Raw genomic sequence first — 25,321 nt, forward strand, 5'->3', positions numbered from 1 at the left:
GCCGGCCTTTTTCATGCCAGGAAGACCGTCATGAACTTGCGTAGTCAGGCGCTGCGGGCGCTGTTGATCGAGGATCCCGTCGCCAAGGTGGCGGCCGTGCGCGCCATTGGCCACGGCTTGCCGGTAGGGGCCGATCTGGACCTGGTCGAGCCGCCGGGAATCCCCGGCCGGCCCTCGGGCTTGCGTTTCGTGCCGCCGCAGCAGGTGCCCAAGCGTTCCGTGAAATCGCGCGAGGGCCGCGCGGCTTTGCTGCATTCGCTGGCGCATATCGAATTCAATGCCATCAATCTGGCGCTGGACGTGCTCTGGCGCTACCCCGGCCTGCCGGAGGCCTTCTACGCCGGCCGGCTGCATGTGGCGGTGGAGCAGGCGCTGCACTTCGAGCTGCTCAGCGCCCGCCTGGCTGCGTTGGGCGTGAGCTATGGCGATCTTCCGGTTCATGACGGCCTGTGGGAAATGGCCGAGCGCACGCGTTCGGACCTGCTGGCGCGCCTGGCGCTGGTGCCCCGGACCCTGGAGGCGCGCGGGCTGGACGCCTGCCCCATCGTGCGCGGGAAACTGGCCGAGGCGGGCGACGATGAGGCTGCCGCCATCATCGACCTCATCCTGCGCGACGAGGTCGGCCACGTCGCTCTGGGCAACTACTGGTACAGGCGGGTCTGCCAGGAGCAGGGGCTGTCGGATTTCGAGACCTATGCAAGCCTGGCGGGGCGCTATCGGGCGCCGCGCCTGCGCGGTCCCTTCAATCGGCCCGCCAGGCTGGAGGCGGGCTTTACCGAAGCGGAGATCGACGAGCTGGAACGCCTGGATGAAGAGATCAGGAGCGGGCGGCCTGCGTAGCGTCGTTCTGGGCGGGCAGGGAGTCGAGCTGTCCGAAACTGACGATGCTGCCGATGTACAGCACAGGGCCTTCGGGGCTGCCGCTGTCCGAACCGCCATCGGCCTCCAGCGTCATTTCCAGGATCTGGTCGTCTTCCAGCGTGCCGATCAGGTTGGCCGGCACGGTGATGGGCCGGTTGGGATCGATCAGGCCCAGGGAGCGGATCTGGGCGGCGCGCGGCGAGTGGGTCGATAACTGCACGGCCTGGCCCGCCTTGACCTCGGTTCTGACCTTGGGCACCAGCAGGACGTTGCCCTGGGGATCGACAGTGACGATCCAGGCCGGCGTGGAAGACTGGCCCGGCGCCTGCAGGATGGCGGCCTGGCGCGGCTTCATTTCTATCATGGTGACGGGGGGCTCGGTATTGCGGGTGAGCAGCAGGGTCAGGCCCAGGCCGATCGCCGCCAGCACCGCTGCCGCCGCCACCACCATGCTGCGGGAAATGCCCGGGCGCTTGCGAGCTTCTTCGCGTACGGGAGGCTGGGACGCGGGTTCGGCAAAAGAGGACGGGGAAGCGGCATCCTTGATTGCCTTGTCCTTTCTGGGCTTGTCTTTCTTGTCGGCCACGGATGCGTCCTGTGCCTGCCGCAAGGGCAGCGCAGAGCTGGCGCCGGGCTCGGGATCGGCCCGCAGCAAGGTCGGAAAAGGCGGCGCGTGGGCGTCCGGATCTTCGGGGCGCGGCACCGGCGTGGCGCTCAAGCGCGGCTCGGCCCGTTCCTTGGCGGCCGGCGCGGCGGCGCCTTCAGAGGCGTCCTTCCCGGACGGTTCGCTCTTGAGAGCTGGTTCCTGGCGGCGCGCTGCCGGAATGGAGCTTGTCTTGGCGGGCTGGGCGGCAGCCGGCGCGGGCGCCGCGCCGGCCTGGCGACGAGCGGCTGGCGGAGGCAGCCCCAGGGTCTGGTGCACATGCGCCAGGCTGGTGGGTGCGGGCAGGACCGGCGTCAGGCAGTCGACCAGTTCCAGCCAGGCTTTCTCCCAGGCCAGGGCGAGGCGGGCGGCATCGTCGTGCTGCTGCATCAGGGCGTGCGCCTGGGCCAGTTCATGCTGGCTGAGCAGACCCAGCGTGTATTCGCCGATCAGCAGGGCATGGCGCGGATCGACGCCGCGCTCCGTGCCCAGCAGCGGGCTGAGCTGTTGCAGGCCCTGCTGCACCAGGGCGCGCAATTGCGCCGGCGAGCGGTTCAGACGCGGCCCCATCTGTTCGTAGCTGCTGCCGTGCAGGTAGGCCGAGATCATGGCGCGCTGGGTGGTGCCGTCCAGTCCTCCCAGGGCCGGAATGAAGACCTGCCCGGCGCGCGGCTGGATGGCCGGCAAGGTGGTGGCGGCGTCCTGCCGGCTGCTGCGCTGGCGCAGGCGCGCGATCAGGCGAAAGCGCAGGATGCTGTAGATCCAGGCCCGGGCTTCGCCCAGGTCGGGGTCGTAGCCGGCGGCATTCTTCCAGAGCAGCACGAAGGTGTCGCGCAGGACTTCTTCGGCGTCGATGCGCCGGCCCAGCACAGTCTGCCCCAGGGCCAGCATGGGCGGGGCCTCCTGGTCGTAGAGCAGGTCCAGCGCCAGGGCGTCCTGCGCGGCAAGCTGGGCCAGTGAAGAAGAATAGGAAAACGTGGGAGACGGCATGGATGGATTCTGCACTGTAAGGGTGACCATGGGCCGGACGCCCGCCATGGCGGCAGGCGCGGCCTGGCGCATTCAAGTTCTCAGGGAGGGGGAAAAGCCTCCTTTCGGACAAGATCGTATTGTATGCTTTTCGCTTGAAGCCCGAGGGTAACAAAGTGCAGAAACAGGGCGGGCAGGATATCCATCCAGGAGAATGAGCGTGATCGATCTAGAGTATTGCCGGGAGCTGGACCGCCAGGACGAATTGGCGGCCTTCCGGGACGAGTTCCAGTTGAATGAGGGCCAGATCTATCTGGTCGGCAATTCACTGGGCGCCCAGCCCCGGGCGGCGGCGCAGCGCGCCGCCCAGGTGGTGGGGCAGGAGTGGGGACAAGGCCAGGTGCGCAGCTGGAACACGGCCGGCTGGTTCGACATGCCGCTCAGGCTGGGCGACCGGATCGCGCCGCTGGTGGGCGCGGCCCCCGGCGAAGTGGCGGTCACGGATTCCACCTCCGTCAACTTGTTCAAGGTGCTGGCCGCGGCGCTGCACATGCAGGCCCCCCATCCCGAGCGCCGCGTCATCCTGACCGAGCGCAGCAACTTCCCCACGGACATCTACATCGCCCAGGGGCTGGCCCGCTGGCTGGACCAGGGTTATGAAGTGCGCCTGATCGACGATCCGGACCAGATCGCCGGCGCGCTGACGCCCGAGGTGGCCGTCATGATGCTCACGCACGTGAACTACCGCACGGGCCGCCTGCTGGACATGCAGGACCTGACCCGCCGCGCCCACGAGGCCGGCGCGCTGGCCATCTGGGACCTGGCGCATTCGGCCGGCGCCCTGGAGGTAGACTTGAACGGCTGCCGGGCCGACTTCGCCGTCGGCTGCACCTACAAGTACTTCAATGCCGGTCCGGGCGCGCCGGCTTTCCTGTGGGTACCCAAGCGGCACCAGGACGCCTTCCGCAGCCCGCTCAGCGGTTGGTGGGCGCATGCGCGCCCCTTTGCGATGGAGCCGGGCTTCGAGGCGCATGAGGGCATACGCGCGGCTTTGTGCGGCACGCAGCCCATGGTTTCGCTGGCGTTGGTGGAGATCGGCGTGGACATGTTCGAGCGGGCCGGCATGGCCGCGGTGCGGCGCAAGTCCCTGGCCCTGACGGACCTGTTCATGGCGCTGGTGGAGCAGGAATGCGGCGTGGAACTGGCCCTGGTCAGCCCGTGCGAGCATGCCTTGCGCGGCAGCCAGGTCTGCTATGCGCATCCGCACGGTTATGGGCTGATGCAGGCCCTGATTCAGCGCGGCGTCATCGGCGATTACCGGGAACCGGATATACTTCGCTTCGGCTTCACGCCCTTGTATACCCGTTTCGAGGATGTCTGGCAGGCGGTGCGCATTTTGCGCGAACTGCTGACCCGGCGCGATTTCGACCTCGATCCCCAGCGAGCCGCTGTAACCTGATTCTGACCAGTCCGGCCGCCGGCGGACCCGTTCCGCCCGGCGCCGGCTCTCTGCTTGTGCCTCCTCGTCCTCCTTCCCTCGATGGTGTCTCCGGTAACTTCGGCACCCTGAAATCCCTCTTTCCGTATGTGTGGCGCTTCAAGAAGCGCGTCATGCTGGCGCTGGCCTGCCTGGTGCTGGCCAAGGTGGCCACCGTCCTGATGCCCATCTACCTGAAGCAGGTGATCGACGCGCTGAGCCTGCCGGCCACGGTTCTGGTGCTGCCGGTGGCGGCGCTGCTGGGCTACGTGGTGGTGCGTCTGGCCTCCAGCGCCCTGGGGGAGGTGCGCGACGCCCTGTTCGCCCGCGTTACGCAAGGTTCGGTGCGCCTGATCGCCAATCATGTGTTCCGGCATCTGCTGGGCCTGTCGCTGCGCTTTCACACGGAACGCCAGACCGGCGGCCTGTCCCGCGACATCGAGCGCGGCACCAAGGGCATCAGCTTTCTGCTCAATTTCCTGGTCTTCAATATCCTGCCCACGCTGCTGGAGATCGCGCTGGTCTGCGGCATCCTGCTGTGGCGCTATGAGTGGAGCTTCGCGCTGGTGACATTGGGCACGATCGCCTGCTACATCGTGTTCACGCTGCTGGTGACCGAGTGGCGCATGCGCTACCGGCGCGCCATGAACGAGCTGGACAGCCGGGCCAATTCGCGCGCCATCGACGCCTTGCTGAACTATGAAACCGTCAAGTATTTCGGCAACGAGCAGTACGAGATGGCCCGCTACGACCAGAACATGGGGCAGTGGGTGGACGCCGCCGTGCGCAACCAGGTGTCGCTGAACATGCTCAACATGGGCCAGGCAGCCATCATCAGCGCGGGCGTGACCGCCTTGCTGTTCATGTCCGCGCAGGGCGTGCTGGCCGGACGCATGACGGTGGGCGATGTGGTGCTGGTGTCCGCCTTTCTGACGCAGTTGTACGCGCCGCTGAATTTCCTGGGCTTCGTGTACCGGGAGATCAAGAACTCGCTGGCCGACATGGAGCGCATGTTCGCCTTGCTGCGCCGCGAGCAGGAAGTGCGCGACGCGCCCCAGGCCCGCGAGCTGGATTGCGCGCAGGCCAGCGTGCGCTTCGAGGACGTGAGCTTTGCCTATGACGCGCGGCGCGTCGTGATCGAGCACCTGAGCTTCGAGATCCCCGCGGGCAAGACCGTGGCGGTGGTGGGCTCCTCGGGCGCGGGCAAGTCCACCCTGTCGCGACTGCTGTTCCGCTTCTATGACGTCACGGGCGGACGCATCCTGGTCAACGAGACAGGACATACGCCAGTGGAGCCAGGAGAGCCTGCGCCGCCACATCGGCATCGTGCCGCAGGACACCGTGCTGTTCAACGACACCATTTTGCACAATATCGCCTACGGCCGTCCGCAGGCCAGCCGCGACGACATCGTGGCGGCCGCGCGCGCCGCCAGCATCCACGACTTCATCCAGGGCTTGCCGGACGGCTACGACACCGTGGTGGGCGAGCGCGGGCTGAAGCTGTCGGGCGGCGAGAAGCAGCGCGTGGCCATCGCCCGCACGCTGCTCAAGAATCCGCCCATCCTGATCTTCGACGAGGCCACCAGCGCCCTGGACACCCGCACCGAGCGCGCCATCCAGTCCCAGCTGAGCGAGATTGCGCGCGAGCGCACCACGCTGATCATCGCGCACCGGCTCTCGACCATCACGGACGCGGACCGGATCCTGGTACTGGAGCGCGGCAGGATCGTGGAGCAGGGCACGCACGCCGAACTGCTGGAGCGCCAGGGCGCCTATGCGCGCATGTGGCATATCCAGCAAAGTCTCTAGGGGATAATTTGACCATATAGTACCAAAGCGGTACTATATGCCTACATGACCAGTTCAGAGAGAACGAATGCTGCGAATCAGCAAGATCATCGATTACGGCACTTTGGTGCTGACGCACATGGCCGGGGAACCGGACCGTGTGTTCAGCGCATCTGATTTGGCCGCCATCCTGGGCCTGGGCCAGCCTACCGTCAGCAAGGTGCTGAAACTGCTGGGCCAGCACGAGCTGGTCATCAGCAGCCGAGGCGCGCGCGGGGGGTATGTGCTGGGCCGCCCCGCCAAACAGATTAGTGTAGCGCAGATCATCGATGCACTGGAAGAACAGCCTTTCGGCCTGACCGAATGCGTGGCCAGTCCCGGCGCCTGCTCAGTGGAATCCGACTGCCATATCCGCAGCAATTGGCAGCGGATCAACGATATTGTCCGGCGCACGCTGGAAGAAGTCAGTGTTGCGGACATGATACGGCCGCCGGCCAATGAATTTCCTCTCACGCACAAACCGGGCCCCGAATTGAAAACCAGAAACAAGGCGAGCACCTCCAACGTGGAGTTAACCGAATGAGTACCGTCAACGAACACCTGGACACCTTCCTCGACCGCGAGTACGAGGCGGGCTTCGTCACAGAGATCGAGTCCGAAACCATCCCGAAAGGCCTGAGCGAAGACGTCATCCGCTTCCTGTCCGCCAAAAAGCGCGAACCGGAATTCATGCTCGAATGGCGCCTGGCCGCCTATCGGCAGTGGCTGACCATGAAGGAGCCGACCTGGTCCATCGTGGAGTATCCGCCCATCGACTTCCAGGACATCAGCTACTACTCCGCGCCCAAGAGCAAGGCCGACGGCCCCAAGAGCCTGGACGAGGTCGACCCCGAACTGCTGCGCACCTACGAAAAGCTGGGCGTGCCGCTGCACGAGCGCGCCCGCCTGGCCGGCGTGGCGGTGGACGCGGTGTTCGACTCCGTCTCGGTGGCCACCACGTTCCGCAAGCAGCTGGAAGAAGTGGGCGTCATCTTCTGTTCCTTCTCGGAGGCCGTGCGCGAGCATCCCGAGCTGGTCCAGAAGTACCTGGGCACGGTGGTGCCGCCCAGCGACAACTTCTACGCCGCGCTGAATTCGGCCGTCTTCTCCGACGGCTCCTTCGTGTTCATCCCCAAGGGCGTGCGCTGCCCCATGGAGCTGTCCACCTATTTCCGCATCAACGCCCGCGACACCGGCCAGTTCGAGCGCACCCTGATCATCGCCGAGGAAGGCGCCTCGGTCAGCTATCTGGAAGGCTGTACGGCGCCAATGCGAGATGAGAACCAGCTGCATGCAGCGGTCGTGGAGCTGGTCGCATTGGATGACGCCAAGATCAAGTACTCGACCGTGCAGAACTGGTACCCCGGCGACAAGGACGGCAAGGGCGGCATCTACAACTTCGTGACCAAGCGCGGCGAATGCCGCGGCGCCCGCTCGCACATTTCCTGGACCCAGGTGGAGACCGGCTCGGCCATCACCTGGAAGTACCCCAGCGTGGTGCTGCGCGGCGACGATTCCCAGGGCGAGTTCTACTCGGTCGCCCTGAGCAACCATCGCCAGCAGGCCGACACCGGCACCAAGATGATCCACATGGGCCGCAACACCAGCAGCACCATCATTTCCAAGGGCATCTCGGCCGGCCACGGCATCAATTCCTACCGCGGCCTGGTGCGCATCACGCCCAAGGCGGAGAACGCCCGCAACTACACCCAGTGCGACTCGCTGCTGATCGGCAAGAAGTGCGCGGCCCACACCTTTCCCACGGTGGAGGTGCAGAATCCCACGGCCAGCGTGGAGCACGAGGCCACGGCCTCGCGCATCGGCGAGGACCAGCTGTTCTACGCCATGCAGCGCGGCCTGAGCGCCGAAGACGCCGTGTCCATGATCGTGAACGGTTTTTGTAAAGAAGTGATCAAAGAATTGCCCATGGAGTTTGCAGTCGAAGCACAGAATCTGCTCGGCGTCAGCTTGGAAGGCAGTGTAGGTTAAGGAGAACAATGAAATGCTGACGATTAAAGATTTGCGCGCCTCGGTCGAAGACAAGCCCATCCTGAAGGGCCTGAACCTGCAGATCAACCCCGGCGAAGTCCACGCCATCATGGGCCCGAACGGCTCGGGCAAGAGCACGCTGTCGCAGGTGCTGGCCGGCCGCGAGGACTACACCATCGAGGGCGGCTCGGTCCAGTGGCTGGGCCAGGACCTGCTGGAGATGAAGATCGAGGAACGCGCCCGTTCGGGCCTGTTCCTGGCCTTCCAGTACCCCATCGAGATCCCCGGCGTGTCCAACGCCTACTTCCTGCGCTCCTCGGTCAACGCCGTGCGCCGCCACCAGGGCCTGCCCGAACTGGACGCCATGGATTTCCTCAAGCGCGTCAAGGAGGAAATGAAGGTTGTGGGCATGCGCGAGGAATTCCTCTACCGCTCCGTGAACGAAGGTTTTTCGGGCGGCGAGAAAAAACGCAACGAAGTGCTGCAGATGAGCCTGCTGGAACCCAAGCTGGCCATTCTGGACGAGACCGATTCGGGCCTGGACATCGACGCGCTGCGCGTGGTGGCCGACGGCGTGAACCGCCTGCGCTCGCCCGAGCGCTCGCTGCTGGTCATTACTCACTACCAGCGCCTGCTGGACTATATCGTGCCTGATTTCGTGCACGTGCTGGCGGGCGGGCGCATCATCCGCTCGGGCGGCCGCGAGCTGGCCCTGGAGCTGGAAGAGCGCGGCTACGGCTGGGTGCTGGAACAGGCCGCGGCCGACGAGGCCGCCAAAGGAGCTGCCGTATGAGCCTGCCGGATTGGGTGAATGATTTCGCTGCCCAGGCCGCCCAGCGGCCCGGCGCCGCGCTGCCCTGGCTGAGCGCCTTGCGCCAGCGGGCCCTGGACCGTTTCGCGCAGGAAGGCTGGCCGACCACGCGCATCGAGGCCTGGCACCACACCTCGCTGGCCTTGCTGGAGCAGCAGCGCTTTGCGCCGCGTACGCAAGGCCTTGCGGCCGAACTGGTCAAGGCGGTGCGTCAGCAGGAAGACGGTTATTTCCTGGTGTTCGTCGACGGCCGCTACGACGCCTCCCTGTCGAGCATAGGCGTGCTGCCCGCCGGCGCGCGCCTGGGCTCGCTTGCCCAATGCATCGAGCAGGACGGCGACTGGGTCCAGAGCCTGTACGGCGATGAGTCCCTGGGCGAGTCCACGGCCGCGCTGAACCTGGCGCTGGCCCATGACGGGGCGGTGCTCAGCCTGGCCGCCGGCACGCAGCTGGAGCAGCCCGTGCATCTGGTGTTCGTCAGCACTCAGGGCGGCAGCGCCAGTTTCACTCGCAACCTGGTGGCCCTCGAATCGGGCGCCAGCGCCACGGTGGTGGAGCACTATGTGGGCCGGCAGGCCGACGAAGCCTCGCTCAGCAGCGCCGTCAGCCGCCTGAACGTCGCCCGCGACGCCAACCTGACGCACTTGAAGCTGCAGCAGGAAGCCCCTCAGGACTTCCACCTGGCCAACATCGACGTGCAGCAGGCTCAGGGCTCGGTGTTCAATTCGCATTCGCTGTCCTTCGGCGCCCGCCTGGCCCGCAACGACATCTCCACGGTGTTCAACGGCGAGCGCTGCGAAACCTTGTTCAATGGCCTTTATTTCGTGGATGGGCGTCGCCATGTGGATCACAACACCGTGATCAACCACGCGCAGCCCAACTGCCAGAGCCGCGAGTACTACCGCGGCATCCTGGCCGACACCGCCCGCGGCGTGTTCTGCGGCCGGGTGCTGGTGGGCAAGGGCGCGGACGGCACGGACGCCGTGCAGCGTTCGGACAGCCTGCTGCTGTCCAAGCTGGCGCGCGCCGATTCCCGCCCTGAACTCGAGATCTACGCCGATGACGTCAAGTGCGCGCACGGCGCGACCGTCGGCCAGCTCGATGCGGACAGCCTGTTCTACCTGCGCTCGCGCGGCATGACTCAGGAAGACGCCCGCAACATGCTGATTTACGCTTTTGCCGCCCAGTCGCTGGACCGCATCGCCTCGGACGGCCTGCGCCGCCGCGCCACGGCGGGCATCAGCGCCTTGCTGCCCGGCGGACTTGCCCTTGGAGAGCTTGCATGAATGCCCCATTGCCCGTGACCGAACCTGTCCTGTTGAATCATCGCGACGACTTTCCCATCCTGGCCCGGCCCGTGCGCGGCCAGCGCCTGTCCTACCTGGACAACGGCGCCACCACGCAAAAGCCGCGCGCCGTGATCGAAGCCGAAGCGCGATTCTACGAACAGTCCAATGCGAACATTCATCGCGGCGTGCACTGGCTGTCCCAGCACGCCACGGACCTGTACGACCAGGCCAGAAGCACGGTGCGGGCATTCCTGAACGCCGCGCGCGACGAAGAGATCGTCTTCACGCGCGGCACCACGGAGTCCATCAACCTGGTGGCCCATAGCTGGGGCATGGACAACCTGAAGGCCGGCGACGAGATCCTGCTGACCGGGCTGGAGCACCACTCCAACATCGTGCCCTGGCAGCTGGTCGCCCAGCGCACCGGCGCGGTGATCCGCGTGGTGCCGGTGCTGGACAACGGTGAACTGGACCAGGACGCCTATCGCCGGCTGCTCAACGAGAAGACTCGTCTGGTCGGCGTGGGCCATGTGTCCAATGCGCTGGGCACCATCAATCCGGTTGCCGAAATGACGCGCCTGGCGCATCAGTTCGGCGCCAAGGTGCTGGTGGACGGCGCCCAGTCCGTGCCCCACGGCGTGGTGGACGTGCAGGCGATCGACTGCGATTTCTACGCCTTCTCCGCCCACAAGCTGTACGGTCCCACCGGCATGGGCGCGCTGTACGTGCGCCACGCCATCCTCGAAGGCATGTCGCCGTGGATGGGCGGCGGGGACATGATCATGACCGTCAGCTTCGAGGGCAGCCAGTACGCTCCGGTGCCGCAGCGTTTCGAGGCCGGCACGCCCAACATCGCCGGCGCCGTCGCGATGGCGGCGGCCATCGATTACCTGACGGCCATCGGCATGGAGCGCATCGCCGAACACGAGGCCCTGCTGCTGTACTACGCGACCGACGCCCTCCAGTCCCTGCCCGGCGTGCGCATCGTGGGCACGGCCGAGCACAAGGCGGGCATCGTCTCCTTCCTGGTCGAGGGCATACACCCGCACGACCTGGGCACCATTCTGGACATGGACGGCGTGGCGATCCGCGCCGGCCACCATTGCGCCATGCCCCTGATGACGCGTTTCGGCATTCCGGGCACCGCTCGGGCGTCGTTTGCCCTGTACAACGACTATGCCGACATCGACGCATTGGCGGGCAGCCTGCGCAAGGCGCAAAAATTATTTGGAGTTGGCTGATGAGCCAGGATTTCAACGGGCTGCGCGACCTCTACCAGGAGGTCATCTTTGATCACAATCGCAGCCCCCGCAATTTTGAAGTGATCGATAACGCCACCCATCGCGCCAATGGGCACAATCCGCTGTGCGGGGACCAGTTGGCCGTGTATGCGGTGGTGGAGGACGGCATCGTGCAGCGGGTCAGCTTCATCGGCCACGGCTGCGCGATCTCCAAGGCGTCGGCCTCGCTGATGACCGAAGCCGTTAAGGGCCTGACCCTGGCCGAATTCGAGTCTCTGTTCCAGGACATGCACGCCATGCTGACCGAGGCTCATCCCGACCGAGATCTGGGCAAACTCGAAGTGTTGTCGGGAGTGCGCGAGTTTCCGGCGCGCGTCAAATGTGCCACCCTGGCCTGGCATACCCTGCACAACGCCATCCATCAGGCCAAGGAAACCGCGCAAACCGAATAAAGGCGCAAGGCATGAGCTATTTTGAACGACACGACGTGCTGGTCAGCCGGGATTGCCCGGCGGTCAGCATCCCCTATGGCGCCCCGGTCACCATCGAAAAGGGCTGCACGGCCACCATCACCCAGAAGCTGGGCGGCAGCTACACCGTCATGGTGGAGGGCAATCTGTACCGCATCGAGGGCGTGGATGCCGACGCCCTGGGCTATGACGCCCAGGACAAGCCGGAGACCTTCGTCCCGGAACTGCCGCTGACCGAAAAAACCGTGGAGGACGCGGCCTGGATCGTGCTCTCCAGCGTCTACGACCCGGAGATTCCCGTGGACATCGTCAACCTGGGGCTGGTGTACGACTGCAAGGTCACTCAGACCGGGCCGGACGCTTTCTCCATCACCATGCAGATGACGCTGACGGCGCCGGGCTGCGGCATGGGCACCATGATCGCCGACGAGGCCCGCTACAAGCTGCAGACCATCCAGGGCGTGGAAGAAGCCGTCGTGGACCTGGTCTGGGATCCGCCATGGAGTCGGGAGCGCATGAGCGAATCGGCGCGCCTGCAACTGGGCATGCTGTAAAAACAAAGGCCTGCTGTTCAGCAGGCCTTTTTTTGATCACGTAAGGGCCGGGTGCGCGTCTGTTGCAGAGCGCGAGCCCTGGCAGATTCCCTGTCGGCGGCCATATGGCGTTCATGCGGAGGGCATTCCCAGACGAGCGCCCATGGAGACCGCGCGATAGACCGCTTCGTTGCGGTTGTGCACGTTCATGCGCATGTACAGGGTTTCGGCGTGCGCCTTGGCCGTGGCCGAGGAAATGTTCAACTGGCGGGCCACGCCCTTTATGGTCATGCCGCGGGCCAGCAGCACCAGCACTTCATATTGACGCGGCGTCAGCCCCAGCAGCCTGGCTTCCTCCGCGTGCAGCCGGCCCTGGTCTTTTTCCTCGGGCGGCCAGCGTATGGGTTCGTACGGCTTGACCAGCGGCGCGGCATGATGATTGACGGGCGCGAGCGTGTCGCGGGGGCCTGCGTCGAGGGTGTGCGCCGCCGTGCTGGGCGAGGGAAAGCAGGTTCCGCCGGCCAGCACCAGATTGACCGACGCCATCATCAGTTCAGGAGTGGCGTTCTTGAGCAGATGGCCCGCGACGCCCGCAGATGTGTCGTGGACGGCGGGCAGGGCGCAGTGGGATTCCGCCATCAGGAGTACGGCATTAGGCTGCAGGTTGCGGTGCGCGTGATCCAGCAGTGTTTGGCAGGCATCGGCGGACGGTATGGACAGCAGCAGCAGTTCGCAAGGCCGCTCCAAAGCCGGCGTATCCAGAAATGTGTAGTCCATGCCCAGCAATTCGGCGCCGGGCAAGGTGTCGGCCAGCAGGCGGACTATGCCCAGTCTGAACAGGGTATGGGGCTCCACGACGATGATCGTAGTCATTATTCTCTCCCTTGCTGCATACAGATGGCGACTGCGGGTTTGACGCTGCAGCGCTTGGTCGCATTAATTCATGAAATTTGTTTCCCAGGCAGCGTGTCTTGTTGTCATGCTTTTCATTTTTGCAAACAGTCGTTGGTGTAGCAATTATCCGGCGGACCCTGAATTTCAGGGCTGACGAATTATATTTTTTTGTTAAACAGAACTTTGCAATTGTTATAAATTGGCCTGTTGAAACAAAGCCGGTGTTTTATTAAGTGCCAATCAATCAAATAGTTACGTCTGTGATCGATTGGAATATGTTTCGTCATTTATGAGCAGAAAGATCGGCACCTCATTTCCCTTCGAGGTGCCGAAATGTAGGCAACTACATTGCCTGCCTTCAGTTCTGGCGGACGTAAGCGTTGTTGTAGTTACCCGTCTGCGTCACGGTGCTGTTGTGGTTCCAGCCGGTCTGGATCACCTGGGCGCGATTGCCCCAGCCATTCTGCGTCACGGCGGAATCCAGATTGTAGCCGGCCTGCGTCACGACCGCCTTGTTGTAGGCGCCGCCCTGGCTGATGTAGGAATCGTTGCCCGCACCTGATTGCGAGTTGTACGCATCGTTGCCCAGACCGCTCTGGATGATGTTGCTGTCATTGCTGCGGCCCGTCTGCTCGGCCACGGCCTTGTTGTGCGACCCGTTCTGGGTGATGCTGGCGGTCAGAAGATCGGAGCTGGCATGCCAGCCGCCCGTCTGGCTGATGGCGGCGTCATTCTTGTGGCCGCCGCCCTGGATGATGGCGGCGTTCGAGTTGCTGACGTTCCACTGGTCGATCACGCCTTTGTCGTACTTGCCGCTGTCGGTGATGCGGGCCGTCGAGCCGGTGCTCTCGTATTGCTTGATGTAGGCGTCGCCTTTGTAGCCGGATTGAGTGATGTAGGCGTTGACGTTGCTGCTGGAGAGCTGGCGGATCACGGAGTCGTTGCGGCTGCCGCTGTCATTGATGACGGCCAGGGCGTTCTGGGTGTCGTATTGGCGGATGAAGGCGTCGCCGCTGGTCCCGCTCTGGTTGACGGTGGCCTGGTCGGACTTGCTGCGTTCCTGCTCGACCACCGCGTCATTGTCGGAGCGCAACTGCGTGATGTTCACCTGTGAACCGGTGGCGCGCACCTGGCTGGCAAAGGCGTCGTTGCGGTTGCGCGACTGGGTGATGTTCACCGTGGAGTTGCCGCTGCTGCGGCTTTGTTCCACCACCGCCTTGTTGTCGTTGCCGTTGATGACCTTCACCGTGGCGCGGACCGAGCCATTGTCCTGCTGGTCGATGTAGTCGTCGTTGCGGTCTCCTTTTACGTCTATGGTGGCGCTGGCGCTGGTGTTGCCGTCTTGCAGGACCACGCCCTTGTTGTGGCTGCCGGTCTGGGTCACCGTGGCGTTGTCGGCCAGGGCCACGGCGGGCAAGGCCAGGGCCGCGCCCAGAGCGATCGCCAATGTGGACAGTTTGCTGTTCATGTACTTCTCCTCGTTACACATCGAAGACCTTCGGGGGGAAAAGAGCGGCGGCCGGTCTTCGCATAGCCGCCGCGCTGTCTGCTCTCCGTCAGGCGCCTTCGACCGGGACGGCCTGGGCGCTGTTCGCCGGCGTCTGGACCGGCATGTCCTCGACCGGGCCGGCCTGCCGGCGCAGGCTGCGGTAGACCTCGTTCTGCCTCAGGTAGTTCTGCACGATGCCGTTGTTCCAGTCGGCTTCGTTCCGCAGGCGCCATTGGCCTTCCTTCAAGCCCTGCACGATCAGGTGCACCACGGCCGACTCGATGGCTTCCTTGACCGAGAGCTGGGCGGGCTCGTTGTTGGTGACGCCGGCCTCGATCTCCAGCAGGTCCTTGAAGTTCACGAACTTGTAGACGCTCGGCCGCACTTCATAGGAGAAAATGGTCTTGGTGGTGGATACGCTTTGCAGGATGTTGCCGGTGCGCACATCGATGGCCCGCAGGTTCACGGTGACTTGATCCACGCGGTACTGGGTGGACAGGCCCACGCCCAGAAAGCGCGCGCCCGCTCCGCCGGTGCGCACATTGCTTTCGTAGGAGATGATGCCGCCGTCCATCATGATTTCAGCCGGCGCCAGGGGCGGAATGTGGATCGCCGGCCGGCTGCCGTTTTCCTGCGAACCGTCCAGTGCGCGCACGATGCGCCGCTCGGTCAGCAGCTCCTGCAGGCTTTCGCGTTCGACCGGCGTGAACCAGCGCGAGTCGCGCAAGGCCTTGACCAGCAGCGCGGCCGCGCCTTGCGTCACCGAAGTGGAAAAGGAGCTGTCCGGATTGGGTTTGTACTGTCCGGTCTGGTCGCGGAAACCGTAGACGGCCACGGTCAGGCGCTGGGAGGGGGCGGGCAGCTCCAGCAAGTCATGGGTGGCGGGCGAGGCCGGCGTCAGGTGGGCGGAGCTGTTCACGTCCGCGGGCGTGGAAGGCAGGGCGCAGGCGCCCAGGGCCGAGCTCAGCGCCAACATGGCCAGAAGGCGGGCGGGGCGCGCGTTCACGACAGTGCATGAGGTTTTCATGGCTGCATCACCCTGAAAGTCGTGGAAGCGCCGGTGATCCGGTCCGTGGTGGTGATGGTCAAGGCGCCGCCGCCCACGTCCACGACGCTGACGGTGAAGCTGCCGGTCTCGAAGGTGCCGGGCACGAACTTGCCGTTGCTGTCCACGAATTGCGAGGAGGCGGCCGAGGCCAGGCGGCTGAGCACCGAGCGCTCCAGCTGGTCGTTGAAGTCCTGGAAAGGGGTGCGCTGCTCGAAGGCCGAGCCCAGGTCCTGGGCGTCCGGGTCGGTATGCTTGTTGGTGATCTGGGCGGAATTCAGCAGCCATTGCCCGTTGAGCGGGCTGCCGCCAAAGCTCGGATTGACGGGTGTGTAAACCAGTTCGGTCGCCTGGGCGGGCGCGAGCAGGGCGCAGGCCAGCAGGGCGGGTGCAAGGGGCAGTAAGGTCTTCACGGTATGTCTCTCTTGTTAAAGTTCGTCCGGAGCCAGATCCGGGTTGTGGGTGAGTACGCGTTCGATTTCGCTTTTATTGACGTTCTCCAGAACCAGGTCCACGGCGCGCTCGCTGGCTTTCTTCGTGCCCGAGCGCGCAGGAGCCAGGAAAGCGTGATACATGCGCTGGCGGCGGTATTCCACCCAGATTTCGCTGCCCCAGCGAGCAGAGGGACGCGCGAACACCGTGAGGGGGAAGGAGCTCGCTCCGCTCAGTTCGCGCCAGCGATTGCTGAAGTAGCGGTAGAATTCCTGTCCCTGCACGGTGACGGTCCGGTTGACGACAATGCCCGAGAGCGGATCGTCGAACAGGCTCTTGCGTATGACTTCGGCCTGCCGGATGGCATCCATGAAGTTGGCCGGCCGCGCCTTGCCGGTGTCCCTGCCCGGCTGGGCGGCTGCGCTGCCTAGTGCGGACAGCAGCAGCGCCAGCAGCATGGCTCCCCTTCGTTGGTAGGTTCTTGTCATTGCTGCACCTTTCGTTCCCCAGCCTTACGGCTTGATACATTGGCGTTACCGACTATGGTAGAGAGGGCGGCCTCCGATTACATGAGCTGCATTTCCTAGGCTGTTCGCCGCTTGCGAGGGTGCGGATCAGCCCCAGTGGCGCTGGGTCGGCGTAGGCCGTTCGGAGTAGGCGCGAGGGTGGAAGATCAGCGGGGCGAGCGCCTGGGCGTCGTCCGTGCCGGTGGCCCGGAGCACGGGAGCCGGGCCGGCCGGCACCACGTGCTGCACCGCGCCGTCCTGGGAGTGGTAGAGCACGACGACGCGGCTTTGGCGCACGACGTCGATGTGCTTGTGGTCAAAGCGCGTGAGCGGGACCTGCCCGATGTGCGCCGCGCGGCTGCGCTGGCGATACAGGGCCTGGCGCAGATGGCGTTCCTGGCTCTGCCGGCGGCGCCAGCGGGACCAGGCGAGCAGCAGCAGGCCGTTGGCGAGCAGCACGGCACCATAGAACAGGAAGGTGGTCAGCGTGGGAAAGATCGGGTCGATCTGTTCGAACCCGGCCTTGTTCATCGAGTGATCGATCAACAGCAGCAGGCCTTGGGCGACCAGATAGCTGAAGGCCAGCCAGCCGGCAAGGGTCAGCAGGCGGTCTATCCAGCGGTTGACGGGATGGCGTTGGGTCGTGATGATCATGACAGCTCCTTGATGCCCCGGTCCGGACTGCTCCAGCGGGCGCGTTTGCGGCGCAGGCGCAGCATGACCATGGGAAAGCTCCACAGCGTGGTTAAGAAATTGATCAGCCAGTACGCGAACGGATACCAGATGATCCAGAACATCGATTGGTGCAGGTCGGGCTCGTAGCGGCGGTCTATCCAGGCGCTGACGGCAAACTGCAGCAGACACATGGCGGCCAGCACCATGCCGGTGAAGGAAGGCGGGAACAGTCCGTCGATATGGGTGGCGGCCGGCAGGTGAAAGACCTGCCCGACCAGCCAGACCAGGACCGCCACGCCCAGCGCGAAGCTCCACAGGGTCGAGCACAGGTACTCCAGCGTCAGCGGCCACATGCCGCGGCTCTCCCAGCGCAGCACCTGCGGGGAATATTTCAGGAAGGTCTCGGCCCCGCCCTGCGCCCAGCGCAGGCGCTGCTTGAACAAGCCCTTGAGGGTTTCGGGCATCAGCACCCAGCACAGGGCCCGCGGCTCGTAGAACACCTGCCAGCCCGCAAGCTGGAGCTTCCAGGTCACGTCGATGTCCTCGGTGATCATGTCCAGGCTCCAGTAGTCCACCTCTTCCAGCGCCCGGCGGCGAAAGCCGGCGATCACCCCTGAGATCGTGAAGATCTTTCCGTAGACGCGCTGGGTGCGCTTGATCAGGCCGATGATGGAGGAGAACTCGCCGACCTGGATGCGGCCGATCAGCGTGGAGCGAGTGCGGATGCGGGGATTGCCGGTGATGGCGCCCACTTCGGGGTTGCGCAGCATGGGGGCGACCAGGTAGTTGACGCCCTCGGGGTCCAGGTAGGCGTCGCCGTCTATGCATACGAAGTAGTCGCCGCTGGCGCTCATGGCTCCCATGCGCAGCGCCAGCGCCTTGCCCTGGTTCTGCGCCAGGTGGATCACGCGCAGCTTCTCGTGCTCTTCGCTCAGCGCGTTGAGCACGTCGGCGGTGCGGTCGCTGGAGCCATCGTTGATCGCGATGACTTCGATGTTGGGGTAGACCTGGTTCAGGGCGGACAGAATGGTGTGGCGCGCATTGGCCTGCTCGTTGAAGCACGGGATCAGGATGCTGACCAGCGGCATGCCGTCCAGCTCGGGCGGGGGCGCAGGCTTGTAGCTCCAGCGGCGCTCGCGCTGGAACCAGAAGATCAGCCCTCCGCCTATCCACAGTCCCGACATGAACAACGGATACATGAAGATGAAATACAGCAGCAGGTGGCTGGTCAGGGCGACGGTGATTCCCAGGGGAATCCCGACGATCAGGCACAGGGCCAGCAGGGCGATGAGTCGTTCTATCATTTTCTTGTCGGGTACCAGTCAATCGTGATTTCCGGACGAATCACGTTCATCTCGGGCTGATCGCGCAGGAAATCGTCGGGGTAGTAGCCCACGTGGCGCGCACCCCGGGCCGTCAGGGCGTTGAGCCAGCCGGCCACCTGGCGCGACGCGGGGGGGGGGGGGGCCGGGCCTTGGCCCCCCCAGTCCACCGCCTGTACCTCGAATACCGTGCGGCTCAGGCCCTGGGGGTGGCGGGCCACGGCATCGACCAGATGGTTCAGCCAGTCCACCGCCTTGCGATCGGCGATGCCTTCCATGCGGGGCATGGCCATGACGGCGGTCCAGTCGTAGGCTTGCAGGAAGTCGTCCAGATTCTGGGCGAACCACTGTTCGCTTTCGGGCTGCAGCACGGGCAGGGCATACATGTTGCGCACCGTGATGATCTGCGGTCCGCGCTGAGCCTTGACCCGTGCGGCCAGCTCGCGCGTCAGTTCGATCAAGGCCTGCGACTTGAAGCGCGTCCAGCGCCGCATGCGCTCCGGGTCGGCGCGTATGGCCGCCAGGTCGCGCCCGAAACCGGCTTGTTCGTAGGCCTTCAGGGCCGAAGGCGAAGCGTCCTCGAAGTCCGTCAATGTGGCGTCGTCATGGAATACCAAGCCGTGGAAAATGCTGCTGCGGCCCAGATCCTCGTACAGGTCTCCCAGAATCCGCCGGGCGCGAGGATCGAAGGGCGACAGGCGCCGGTAGCCCTCGGCGGACACGGTGGAGGCGTCGCCGGCCTGCCATTGCAGGACCCGGTCCACCGGCTCGGGCGTCTCGATGGCCAGCACGGGCATCCAGGCATAGACATCGGCATGGGCCCGCGAGCTGATCTGCCAGGCGGCGCGGTTGAACAGATCGGCGCGCATGGGCAGATGCCGGTTGGGGAAGTAGACCGAGCGCACCAGCCCGTCGCCGCTCGGATCCGCGAAGGCCTGCAGGTAGACGCTGCGCGGCTTCAGGTCGGCCACCCTCTGGACCAGCGCGCCCAGGTTGCGCTCCATCTGCGCGGGGTCCGCGTCGTAGACGTAGTCCAGGTCCACGTGCATCACGCGCTCGGGCTCGCGGTCCTCGCGCGCGGTGATGAAGCCGGCGAAGGTGCCGATGTCCGGGTCGTTGTCCACCAGGTAGCGCGGCATGTTCATCAGTTCGTGCACGCTGGCCACGCCATCGGTCAGGGTCAGGGCCAGCTCATAGCCTTCTTCTTCCAGAATGCGCAGGCCCAGGCCGCTGACCCGGCCATAGGGCCAGACCCAGACGCGCGGCGGCTTGCCGGCGTGCTTGCGTACATTGGCCGAGATGGCGCGCACGTCGGCCCGGAGGCGCGCGGGGAATTCCGCATCGGTCTCATAGCGCTTGAGCTGCGGCAGGTAGCGATGGGCGGCGGCCACGGGCTGCGTATTGCCCTGTGGATTGGCGATCGCCCCGTAGTGCATGTTCTGGGTATGGGCGCCGATCTCCACCAGGCCGGAGCGCGCCATTTCCTGCACCTGATCCCATTGCAGGAAGCGGTCGCGCTCGGTGGGCAGACCGCCGAAATCCACCTTCCGGCCTGCCGGCGTATCCAGCCACTGGCCCACCGGGGCCAGCACCGCCGGCCAGCCGTAGACCTTGAGCAGGGGGAAGACGCGGGTGTAGAAACTGCTGTAGCCGTCGTCGAACGACAGCACCACGGCCTTGTCGGGCAAGGCGGCCTTGCCGCTCCGGGCTTGCAGGATCTGGTCCACGCTGACCGGCACGTAATTGTTCTCCTGCAGCCAGGAGAACTGCTGGCGCAGGTGTTCCGTGCTGACGCTCAGGTAGGCCTGGCTGGGGTCGTGGTCTTCCACGTCGTGGTAGGCGATGACGATCAGCTCGCCCTCGCGCCAGGCTTGTTCCTGGAGTTCGATCCGGCGCTGTTCGGGCGGCGTGTAGGGGGCCGGCGTGCCGGTGCCGCAGGCCGAGAGCAGGGCGCTCAATGCCAGCAGCAAAAAAGGAAGGAAACGTGTGCGCATCATCGTGGCCGCATAGAATTTGATCTTGAGTTCGACCACGCCGCTGTACTGCTGCTCGCGCTGGCCGTCGTAGGGTCGCGTCAGGGCCTGCAGGCGCAGGCCGACTTCCAGGTTGCGGTCGTGCTGGTAGTTCAGCTCGTAGGCGGCCGAGCCCACGAGACCGAGGCTGATCTCGTATGCCGCTCTGGTGAAGCACGCCGGCGCCCAGGGTCAGAGCCTGGGTCAGCCGCTGCTCGTAGCGCTGGTAGATCAGGTGCTCCAGGCGCAGGGCCGGCACGGCCATGTATTCCCGACGCGGACTGAAGTAGGGCCTGTCTTCGTCCCGGTTGCCCGAGGTCCACAGTTCCAGCTGGGCGTCGGCCTTCACGCGCGGGCTGGCGTACAGGCGCTGGCTGCCGGTGATCTGCAGGCTGTGGCGCCGGTTGTCGTCCGTGCAGCGCGTGGCGGGGTAGGCGGCCTGCACCCATTGCTCGGGGCCGTTCTGCCAGCGCAGGCGCAACTGGCCCTGGTTGGCGGTGACGCCCTGGGCCAGGGCGCGATTGGGGATGTCCAGCGTGCGGTACTCCAGCGTGGCGCCCACGCGCCAGTGGTCGTTCACCTCGTGGTCGAGCTGCAGGCCGGCCCCCACCTTGCCGCCCTGGCCCCAGTCCTGGCGGTTGACCAGCAACAGGGACTGCCAGTCGCGTCCGCGCCATTCCAGGCCCGCTCCCTGCCAGTTGACGTTGCGGCCCAGCTCGTCGCTGGTATCCAGGTGGCCGGCGAGCACGGTGGCGCGCCAGTTGTAGGCCAGCGGGGCGCTGTACCACTGCGCTTGAACGCGCAGGCCGTCCTGGCCGGACACGTCGGCGCCCTTGCCGCTTTCGAAGCCGCCGCTCACGATCAGCTCGTTCCTGCGGTAGGACTGCCAGTCTTTCTCCAGCTCCGCGACCCGCATATTGCTGGGGTAGCGGGCCTTGGCGTAGGCCAGCAGTTCTTCGGCCTGGCGGTATTCGCGCAGCTCCAGGGCAGTCTGGGCCTGGCTGATGATCACGTCTTCCTGGCGCGGCGCGTAGGTTTCGGCGATCTTCAGATTGTGTTCGGCCCGGCGCGGCATGCCGGACATGCGCTGGGCGTCGGCCAGCGGCACGCGCAAGTTGATGTTTCCGGGAGCCTGGGCGCTGGCCTGCGCCAGATTTTCCCGGGCGGGTTTGAGCAAGCCCGTGTACATGCACAGGGAATTCTTCAGGATCAAGGCGTCCGTATAGCCGGGATTGGGCAGGGCTTCGGGGTTCCCGGGCAGGTAGCGGGTGGACGGAGCGTTCTGTTCCATGCTCTCGGCCAGCGCCAGCGCCTGGTCTTCCCGGCCCGATTCCAGCAGGGAAAAGGCCAGGCCGGTCTGGTAGCGCAGCCGCGTCTTGGCGTCCAGCGAGGGATCCGCCAGCGCCCGCTCATAGCTGGAGACGGCCTGTTCGGGACGGCGGGCGCGCAGTTGCAGAGCGCCCAGCGAGGCGTAGGCGTAGTCCGGGTACTGGGCGGCGCGTTCGGGTGCGATATCCACGCTGGCGGGCGCGTCTTCGCGCGCGTCCACGGCCATCAGGCGATCGCCCCGTATGCGCCGCTGGAAGGCGGGGCGCCCCCCGAAACTCGCGCTGTCGGCCAGCTCGTCCTGCAGGCGTACGGCGCGATCGGCCACCAGAAAGCGTTCTGACAGGGTGCGGGCGGGCTGCGGGGCAAGGCGCGTCAGTTCGGCGGCGTAGTCGGCCTGCCGGTCCGTCCGTTCGGCCACGGAGAAGACGGCGGGATGGCGGGACTGCCACTCCATGGCCTGGCGATCCAGTCCTGCGGCGTGCAGGGACAGGTCATAATCGCGGATGACATCGGGCCTGGCGGGCTGCAGGACCACTGCATCCTGGCTGGTTCGCAGGGCCTCGTAGTTCTGCCCCGAGTCGCGATAAATGTAGCTGCGCGTCAGCAGGTAGTCAGGGTTGCGGCGGGTGGCCGGCTGCAGCGCCAGGGTGCAGTCCAGGGCCCTGGAAGGCTGGCCCGCGTCGGCCAGCGTCATGCACAGTCCCATGGTGAAGGCGGTCTGGCCGGGAAAACGGCGTGTGCCTTCGCGGTACAGCCGCAGGGCGGGTTCCCATTGGCGGGTGTTCTTGTAGGCGCGCGCGGTCGCTTGCAGCACATCGGCCGGCAGGGGCTGCCCGTCAGGCAGCGCCCGGTAGATCTGCAGCACTTCCTCGGCTTGGCCGGCCCAGGCATGGATGCGCATCAAATCATATTGCGCGCGCAGGTCTGCCGGGTTTTGCCGCTGATACTGCCGCAGGCCGTCGATGGCGGGCTGGTACTGGCCTTGCCGGGCTTGGCGTATCCAGTACTCGTAGGAGGCGGCCTGCGCGCCGACGCTGCCCGCAGCCAGCACCAGCATGGTGAAGGAATCCAGCCAGAACCGGCGCGCAGGCGGGGTTCTGGCTGGAAATAGGCTGACGCTTCGTGTAACACGCCTTCTTATTGATCGCCTAGGCACTTCTCTTCCCCTTGTTCTTTGTATATACTCCTGTCCACTGTTCGACGGCTGAGCAGTGAGAAGGGTCTTGAGGGGTATGCTAGAAGCGTGCATGCCCGGCAGTAATTGGCCTTTCGACGTAAGCCGCCGGGTTTTCTGCAGTAAGCCGCATGGCCTAAGCAACAAGCTTTTTAAAAAAAGCTTGCACAATAGAAAAAACGGGGTTATAGTTTAATTCTTTCGGGGCGTAGCGCAGTCTGGTAGCGCACTTGCATGGGGTGCAAGGGGTCGAAGGTTCAAATCCTTCCGTTCCGACCAAATAAGACAAGGGCCTGCAATGATTTCATTGCAGGCCCTTTTGCTTTGCCGCGGTATTTTATGAGGGCGCTTGGCGGGCTAGGCCATTCGGCTATCCTCTCCCTAGAGGCGTCACAACTGCTGTGTTTTCGGTTTCAGTTGCCATTTTTTCCACTTGCTTGAGCGGGTTGCATAGATCGGTGGGCGACTAACGGGTGCTCAGCAGCTTCTTCGCGCGCCCCGGAAGCACCCGCCTATCCTTCAAGGGAACACCGGCCGCGCGCAGGCGCCGGCCGAAGGCGTGTTTCGAATCGTGAATTCAGACACAGCGCAAGCTCCCGGGGGCAGGGCGCTTGGACGTTGCCTCCCCTTTATCAACGGCTCGACGCCTGGCCGCCCGCCAACCAGACGCAGTCATCCCCATCAATGAGCCCTGGATGCAGTACTTGGGCGTTGTTCGGGCCTATGTCAACACAGTAGACCTGTCCAAATTGGTGGGGTGGCGTCACAGCCTGTCTACCTGCATCGGCGAGCTGAACTATCCGGGTATCAAGGCCCTGCACAATGGAGTCATGGGCATTCAAAGCGCCAGACAGGTGGTGCTGAATCGGATCTCGCGCAATAAAGCAGACCTATCACGTAGGCTGGCGTCTCAGGTATTGGATCGGGTTGAGAAAGAGTTGCAAGCGACGATCGACCAGTGGTTCGGCGAAGGAGGAAACGTGCCCGAGCGGGCAATGCGTTCGACATCCGGGTAAAGGAACGCCAAGTGACTCATCGGTTACCCAACCTTGGGTTGAGGCAACAGTATTGTGCCGACTGCGTGCTTTGATCCGTAACGAAGACCATTCGTGTTCCCGATCCTGGTTTGGGTGCCGGGGCTGCTTATCCTGAGAAAGATGATCATGATGACTCAAACTTCTAGCATTGCTATCCCGGTGGATAGCCGGCAGGAGCTGGTGCTGCAGCTGCAGCGGGAAGATCTGGAACCTTGTCATCTGGGGACCATCGGCAACCAGCAATTCAGCGCAGAGCAGGGCGGGACAGCACCTGCCCGCGGTGTCGAGGTGCTCGTGTCGGAACAGCGCCGGTCATTGACCAACAGACGTGCTGAATTGAGCGCTGACGTCCCCTGCGACCACCCGCAGGCGCGGTCGCCGCGCGCAGCGTTGCTCCAGGCACGTGTTGAGGTTCGCGCCAGCAGCCGGCTCATCGGCAATTTGCTGGGCAGCTTGACGGCCAAGGTGGATGAGGAAGGCCGGTTCGTCGATGCCAATGATCACTCCAGAATCGCCCGAGCATTGATGGAGCTGAACAGGTCCGGCGGGGAGGGCGGTTTGTACTCGCTAAAGGGAGCGAAGTACTGCCTGCATACGTATCTGGAGGAGCTGACAGAGTTCGATCTTGTGGCTCTGACCGGCGGGGCTCTGAACAAGGAGAAAGCGTGTGACGCGGTTCTGGACCGGGTTTCGCCTCGCCTTGATGATGCGGTGCGCAAGCAGGCGTCCCGGGTGTTGAAGGATGTTGCAAAAGCCGTGAATCAGCAAGCGGCCCGGCATGCCATGCATAAGCCTTTATTGCAGATTGTCGATCTGCTGGCTGCTGACTCAGTGAATAAGCAAGACCTGAGTGCGCAATTGTTGATGCTCTCCGACGATAGGACCACGCAGAAGCTTTATTTCAAGACGTTGTCTACGGACGAGTTCAAGGGGCTGCTGGGCGTCCTGCATTCCAGAAATCTGGATACCGTCCGACAGGCACTGTGGCAGACTGGGGATTATTGGCAGGCGAATTCTCTCCTTGGGCTGGTGCACTCGTTGGAGCTCGAGTTCAGTAGACGGGCGTCGCGCAGCCTGCGGACCGAACAAGTCAATCTGACCTTGGCTTTGGGCGCGGGCGACAGGTTTGCCGTAACCGATGCCTTGTATCGCTTGAGCCGCGTGGTGGAGGACGCCTATCAGACCTGGGGAGCGCTGCCCCAAAGTGAGCTTGAGCGGGTGCAGCGACTGGTCGAGTCAAGCGTGGACCTGCTCCGTGATCGTCAGAATAATCCGGTTGGCCCGCTCAATAGACAT

20 protein-coding genes, 1 tRNA gene and 2 pseudogenes are annotated in these 25,321 nt (G+C 64.7%); 13 read left to right on the forward strand and 10 right to left on the reverse strand.

Going from position 1 to position 25,321, the window contains the following annotated elements; translation table 11 throughout:
* Positions 1-30 precede the first annotated feature (30 nt).
* Positions 31-840, forward strand: a complete 810-nt coding sequence (locus tag ACWPWO_RS09195) for a ferritin-like domain-containing protein (protein WP_454006177.1) — start codon at positions 31-33, stop codon at positions 838-840.
* Here ACWPWO_RS09195 and ACWPWO_RS09200 read toward each other — a convergent pair.
* Positions 818-2,524 (reverse strand): anti-sigma factor domain-containing protein, encoded by a 1,707-nt coding sequence (locus ACWPWO_RS09200; RefSeq protein WP_454006179.1) that lies wholly within the window; start codon positions 2,522-2,524, stop codon positions 818-820. The genes ACWPWO_RS09195 and ACWPWO_RS09200 overlap by 23 nt on opposite strands.
* A 163-nt stretch (positions 2,525-2,687) precedes the next feature.
* Between ACWPWO_RS09200 and kynU the strand changes: the two genes are divergently transcribed.
* From kynU to sufT, 9 genes and pseudogenes are all read left to right on the forward strand, one after another.
* Positions 2,688-3,932, forward strand: a complete 1,245-nt coding sequence (kynU, locus tag ACWPWO_RS09205; protein WP_454006181.1) for a kynureninase — start codon at positions 2,688-2,690, stop codon at positions 3,930-3,932.
* 50 nt (positions 3,933-3,982) lie between these two features.
* A pseudogene (locus tag ACWPWO_RS09210) lies at positions 3,983-5,759 on the forward strand (ABCB family ABC transporter ATP-binding protein/permease).
* 67 nt (positions 5,760-5,826) lie between these two features.
* The gene (locus ACWPWO_RS09215) at positions 5,827-6,321 is read left to right on the forward strand and encodes an SUF system Fe-S cluster assembly regulator (protein WP_394065686.1); all 495 of its coding nucleotides are present in this window, start codon (positions 5,827-5,829) and stop codon (positions 6,319-6,321) included.
* Positions 6,318-7,766 (forward strand): Fe-S cluster assembly protein SufB, encoded by a 1,449-nt coding sequence (gene sufB / locus ACWPWO_RS09220; RefSeq protein WP_394065687.1) that lies wholly within the window; start codon positions 6,318-6,320, stop codon positions 7,764-7,766. The genes ACWPWO_RS09215 and sufB overlap by 4 nt, the downstream gene beginning before the upstream one ends.
* Positions 7,767-7,779: 13 nt before the next feature.
* Positions 7,780-8,559: a Fe-S cluster assembly ATPase SufC gene (sufC, locus tag ACWPWO_RS09225; RefSeq protein ID WP_394065688.1), complete on the forward strand. Its 780-nt coding sequence runs from the start codon at positions 7,780-7,782 to the stop codon at positions 8,557-8,559.
* Positions 8,556-9,863, forward strand: coding sequence for a Fe-S cluster assembly protein SufD (sufD, locus tag ACWPWO_RS09230; protein WP_454006183.1), 1,308 nt, complete (start codon positions 8,556-8,558; stop codon positions 9,861-9,863). The genes sufC and sufD overlap by 4 nt, the downstream gene beginning before the upstream one ends.
* Positions 9,860-11,107, forward strand: coding sequence for a cysteine desulfurase (locus ACWPWO_RS09235; protein WP_454006185.1), 1,248 nt, complete (start codon positions 9,860-9,862; stop codon positions 11,105-11,107). Before sufD ends, ACWPWO_RS09235 begins: the two co-directional genes overlap by 4 nt.
* The gene (gene sufU / locus ACWPWO_RS09240) at positions 11,107-11,559 is read left to right on the forward strand and encodes a Fe-S cluster assembly sulfur transfer protein SufU (RefSeq protein WP_454006186.1); all 453 of its coding nucleotides are present in this window, start codon (positions 11,107-11,109) and stop codon (positions 11,557-11,559) included. The genes ACWPWO_RS09235 and sufU overlap by 1 nt, the downstream gene beginning before the upstream one ends.
* A gap of 11 nt (positions 11,560-11,570) precedes the next feature.
* Positions 11,571-12,131: a putative Fe-S cluster assembly protein SufT gene (sufT, locus tag ACWPWO_RS09245; RefSeq protein ID WP_454006188.1), complete on the forward strand. Its 561-nt coding sequence runs from the start codon at positions 11,571-11,573 to the stop codon at positions 12,129-12,131.
* Positions 12,132-12,242: 111 nt separating this feature from the next.
* On the opposite strand, the gene ACWPWO_RS09250 is transcribed toward sufT, so the two are convergent.
* The 9 genes and pseudogenes from ACWPWO_RS09250 to pgaA form a co-directional block, all read right to left on the reverse strand.
* Complete coding sequence (locus tag ACWPWO_RS09250; RefSeq protein ID WP_454006190.1) at positions 12,243-12,983, reverse strand: response regulator transcription factor; 741 nt, start codon at positions 12,981-12,983, stop codon at positions 12,243-12,245.
* Between the two features lie 379 nt (positions 12,984-13,362).
* Positions 13,363-14,472, reverse strand: coding sequence for a curlin-associated protein (locus tag ACWPWO_RS09255; RefSeq protein ID WP_454006192.1), 1,110 nt, complete (start codon positions 14,470-14,472; stop codon positions 13,363-13,365).
* Between the two features lie 88 nt (positions 14,473-14,560).
* On the reverse strand, positions 14,561-15,520 hold the full coding sequence (locus ACWPWO_RS09260) for a CsgG/HfaB family protein (protein WP_454006194.1): 960 nt from the start codon (positions 15,518-15,520) through the stop codon (positions 14,561-14,563).
* On the reverse strand, positions 15,517-15,951 hold the full coding sequence (locus tag ACWPWO_RS09265; RefSeq protein ID WP_454006195.1) for a curli assembly protein CsgF: 435 nt from the start codon (positions 15,949-15,951) through the stop codon (positions 15,517-15,519). Before ACWPWO_RS09265 ends, ACWPWO_RS09260 begins: the two co-directional genes overlap by 4 nt.
* A 15-nt stretch (positions 15,952-15,966) precedes the next feature.
* The gene (locus tag ACWPWO_RS09270; RefSeq protein ID WP_454006197.1) at positions 15,967-16,458 is read right to left on the reverse strand and encodes a curli production assembly/transport protein CsgE; all 492 of its coding nucleotides are present in this window, start codon (positions 16,456-16,458) and stop codon (positions 15,967-15,969) included.
* Positions 16,459-16,584: 126 nt separating this feature from the next.
* A complete protein-coding gene (gene pgaD, locus ACWPWO_RS09275) occupies positions 16,585-17,130 on the reverse strand; it encodes a poly-beta-1,6-N-acetyl-D-glucosamine biosynthesis protein PgaD (protein WP_454006199.1) in 546 nt (181 codons plus the stop codon).
* Positions 17,127-18,455, reverse strand: coding sequence for a poly-beta-1,6-N-acetyl-D-glucosamine synthase (gene pgaC / locus ACWPWO_RS09280; RefSeq protein WP_454006201.1), 1,329 nt, complete (start codon positions 18,453-18,455; stop codon positions 17,127-17,129). The genes pgaD and pgaC overlap by 4 nt, the downstream gene beginning before the upstream one ends.
* Complete coding sequence (gene pgaB / locus ACWPWO_RS09285; RefSeq protein WP_454006203.1) at positions 18,452-20,470, reverse strand: poly-beta-1,6-N-acetyl-D-glucosamine N-deacetylase PgaB; 2,019 nt, start codon at positions 20,468-20,470, stop codon at positions 18,452-18,454. Before pgaB ends, pgaC begins: the two co-directional genes overlap by 4 nt.
* A gap of 184 nt (positions 20,471-20,654) precedes the next feature.
* Positions 20,655-23,063, reverse strand: a pseudogene (pgaA, locus tag ACWPWO_RS09290) (poly-beta-1,6 N-acetyl-D-glucosamine export porin PgaA); the annotation flags it as partial.
* A 127-nt stretch (positions 23,064-23,190) separates the two neighbouring features.
* On the opposite strand from pgaA, the gene ACWPWO_RS09295 reads away from it, so the two are divergent.
* The 3 genes from ACWPWO_RS09295 to ACWPWO_RS09305 all read left to right on the forward strand — a co-directional run.
* Positions 23,191-23,267, forward strand: a tRNA-Pro gene (locus ACWPWO_RS09295).
* A 416-nt stretch (positions 23,268-23,683) separates the two neighbouring features.
* Complete coding sequence (locus ACWPWO_RS09300; protein WP_454006205.1) at positions 23,684-24,004, forward strand: hypothetical protein; 321 nt, start codon at positions 23,684-23,686, stop codon at positions 24,002-24,004.
* Between the two features lie 93 nt (positions 24,005-24,097).
* Positions 24,098-25,321, forward strand: a 1,224-nt coding sequence (locus ACWPWO_RS09305; protein WP_454006206.1) for a hypothetical protein, incomplete at its 3' end; no start/stop codon positions are given.

The organism is Alcaligenes sp. Marseille-Q7550 (assembly GCF_965112015.1).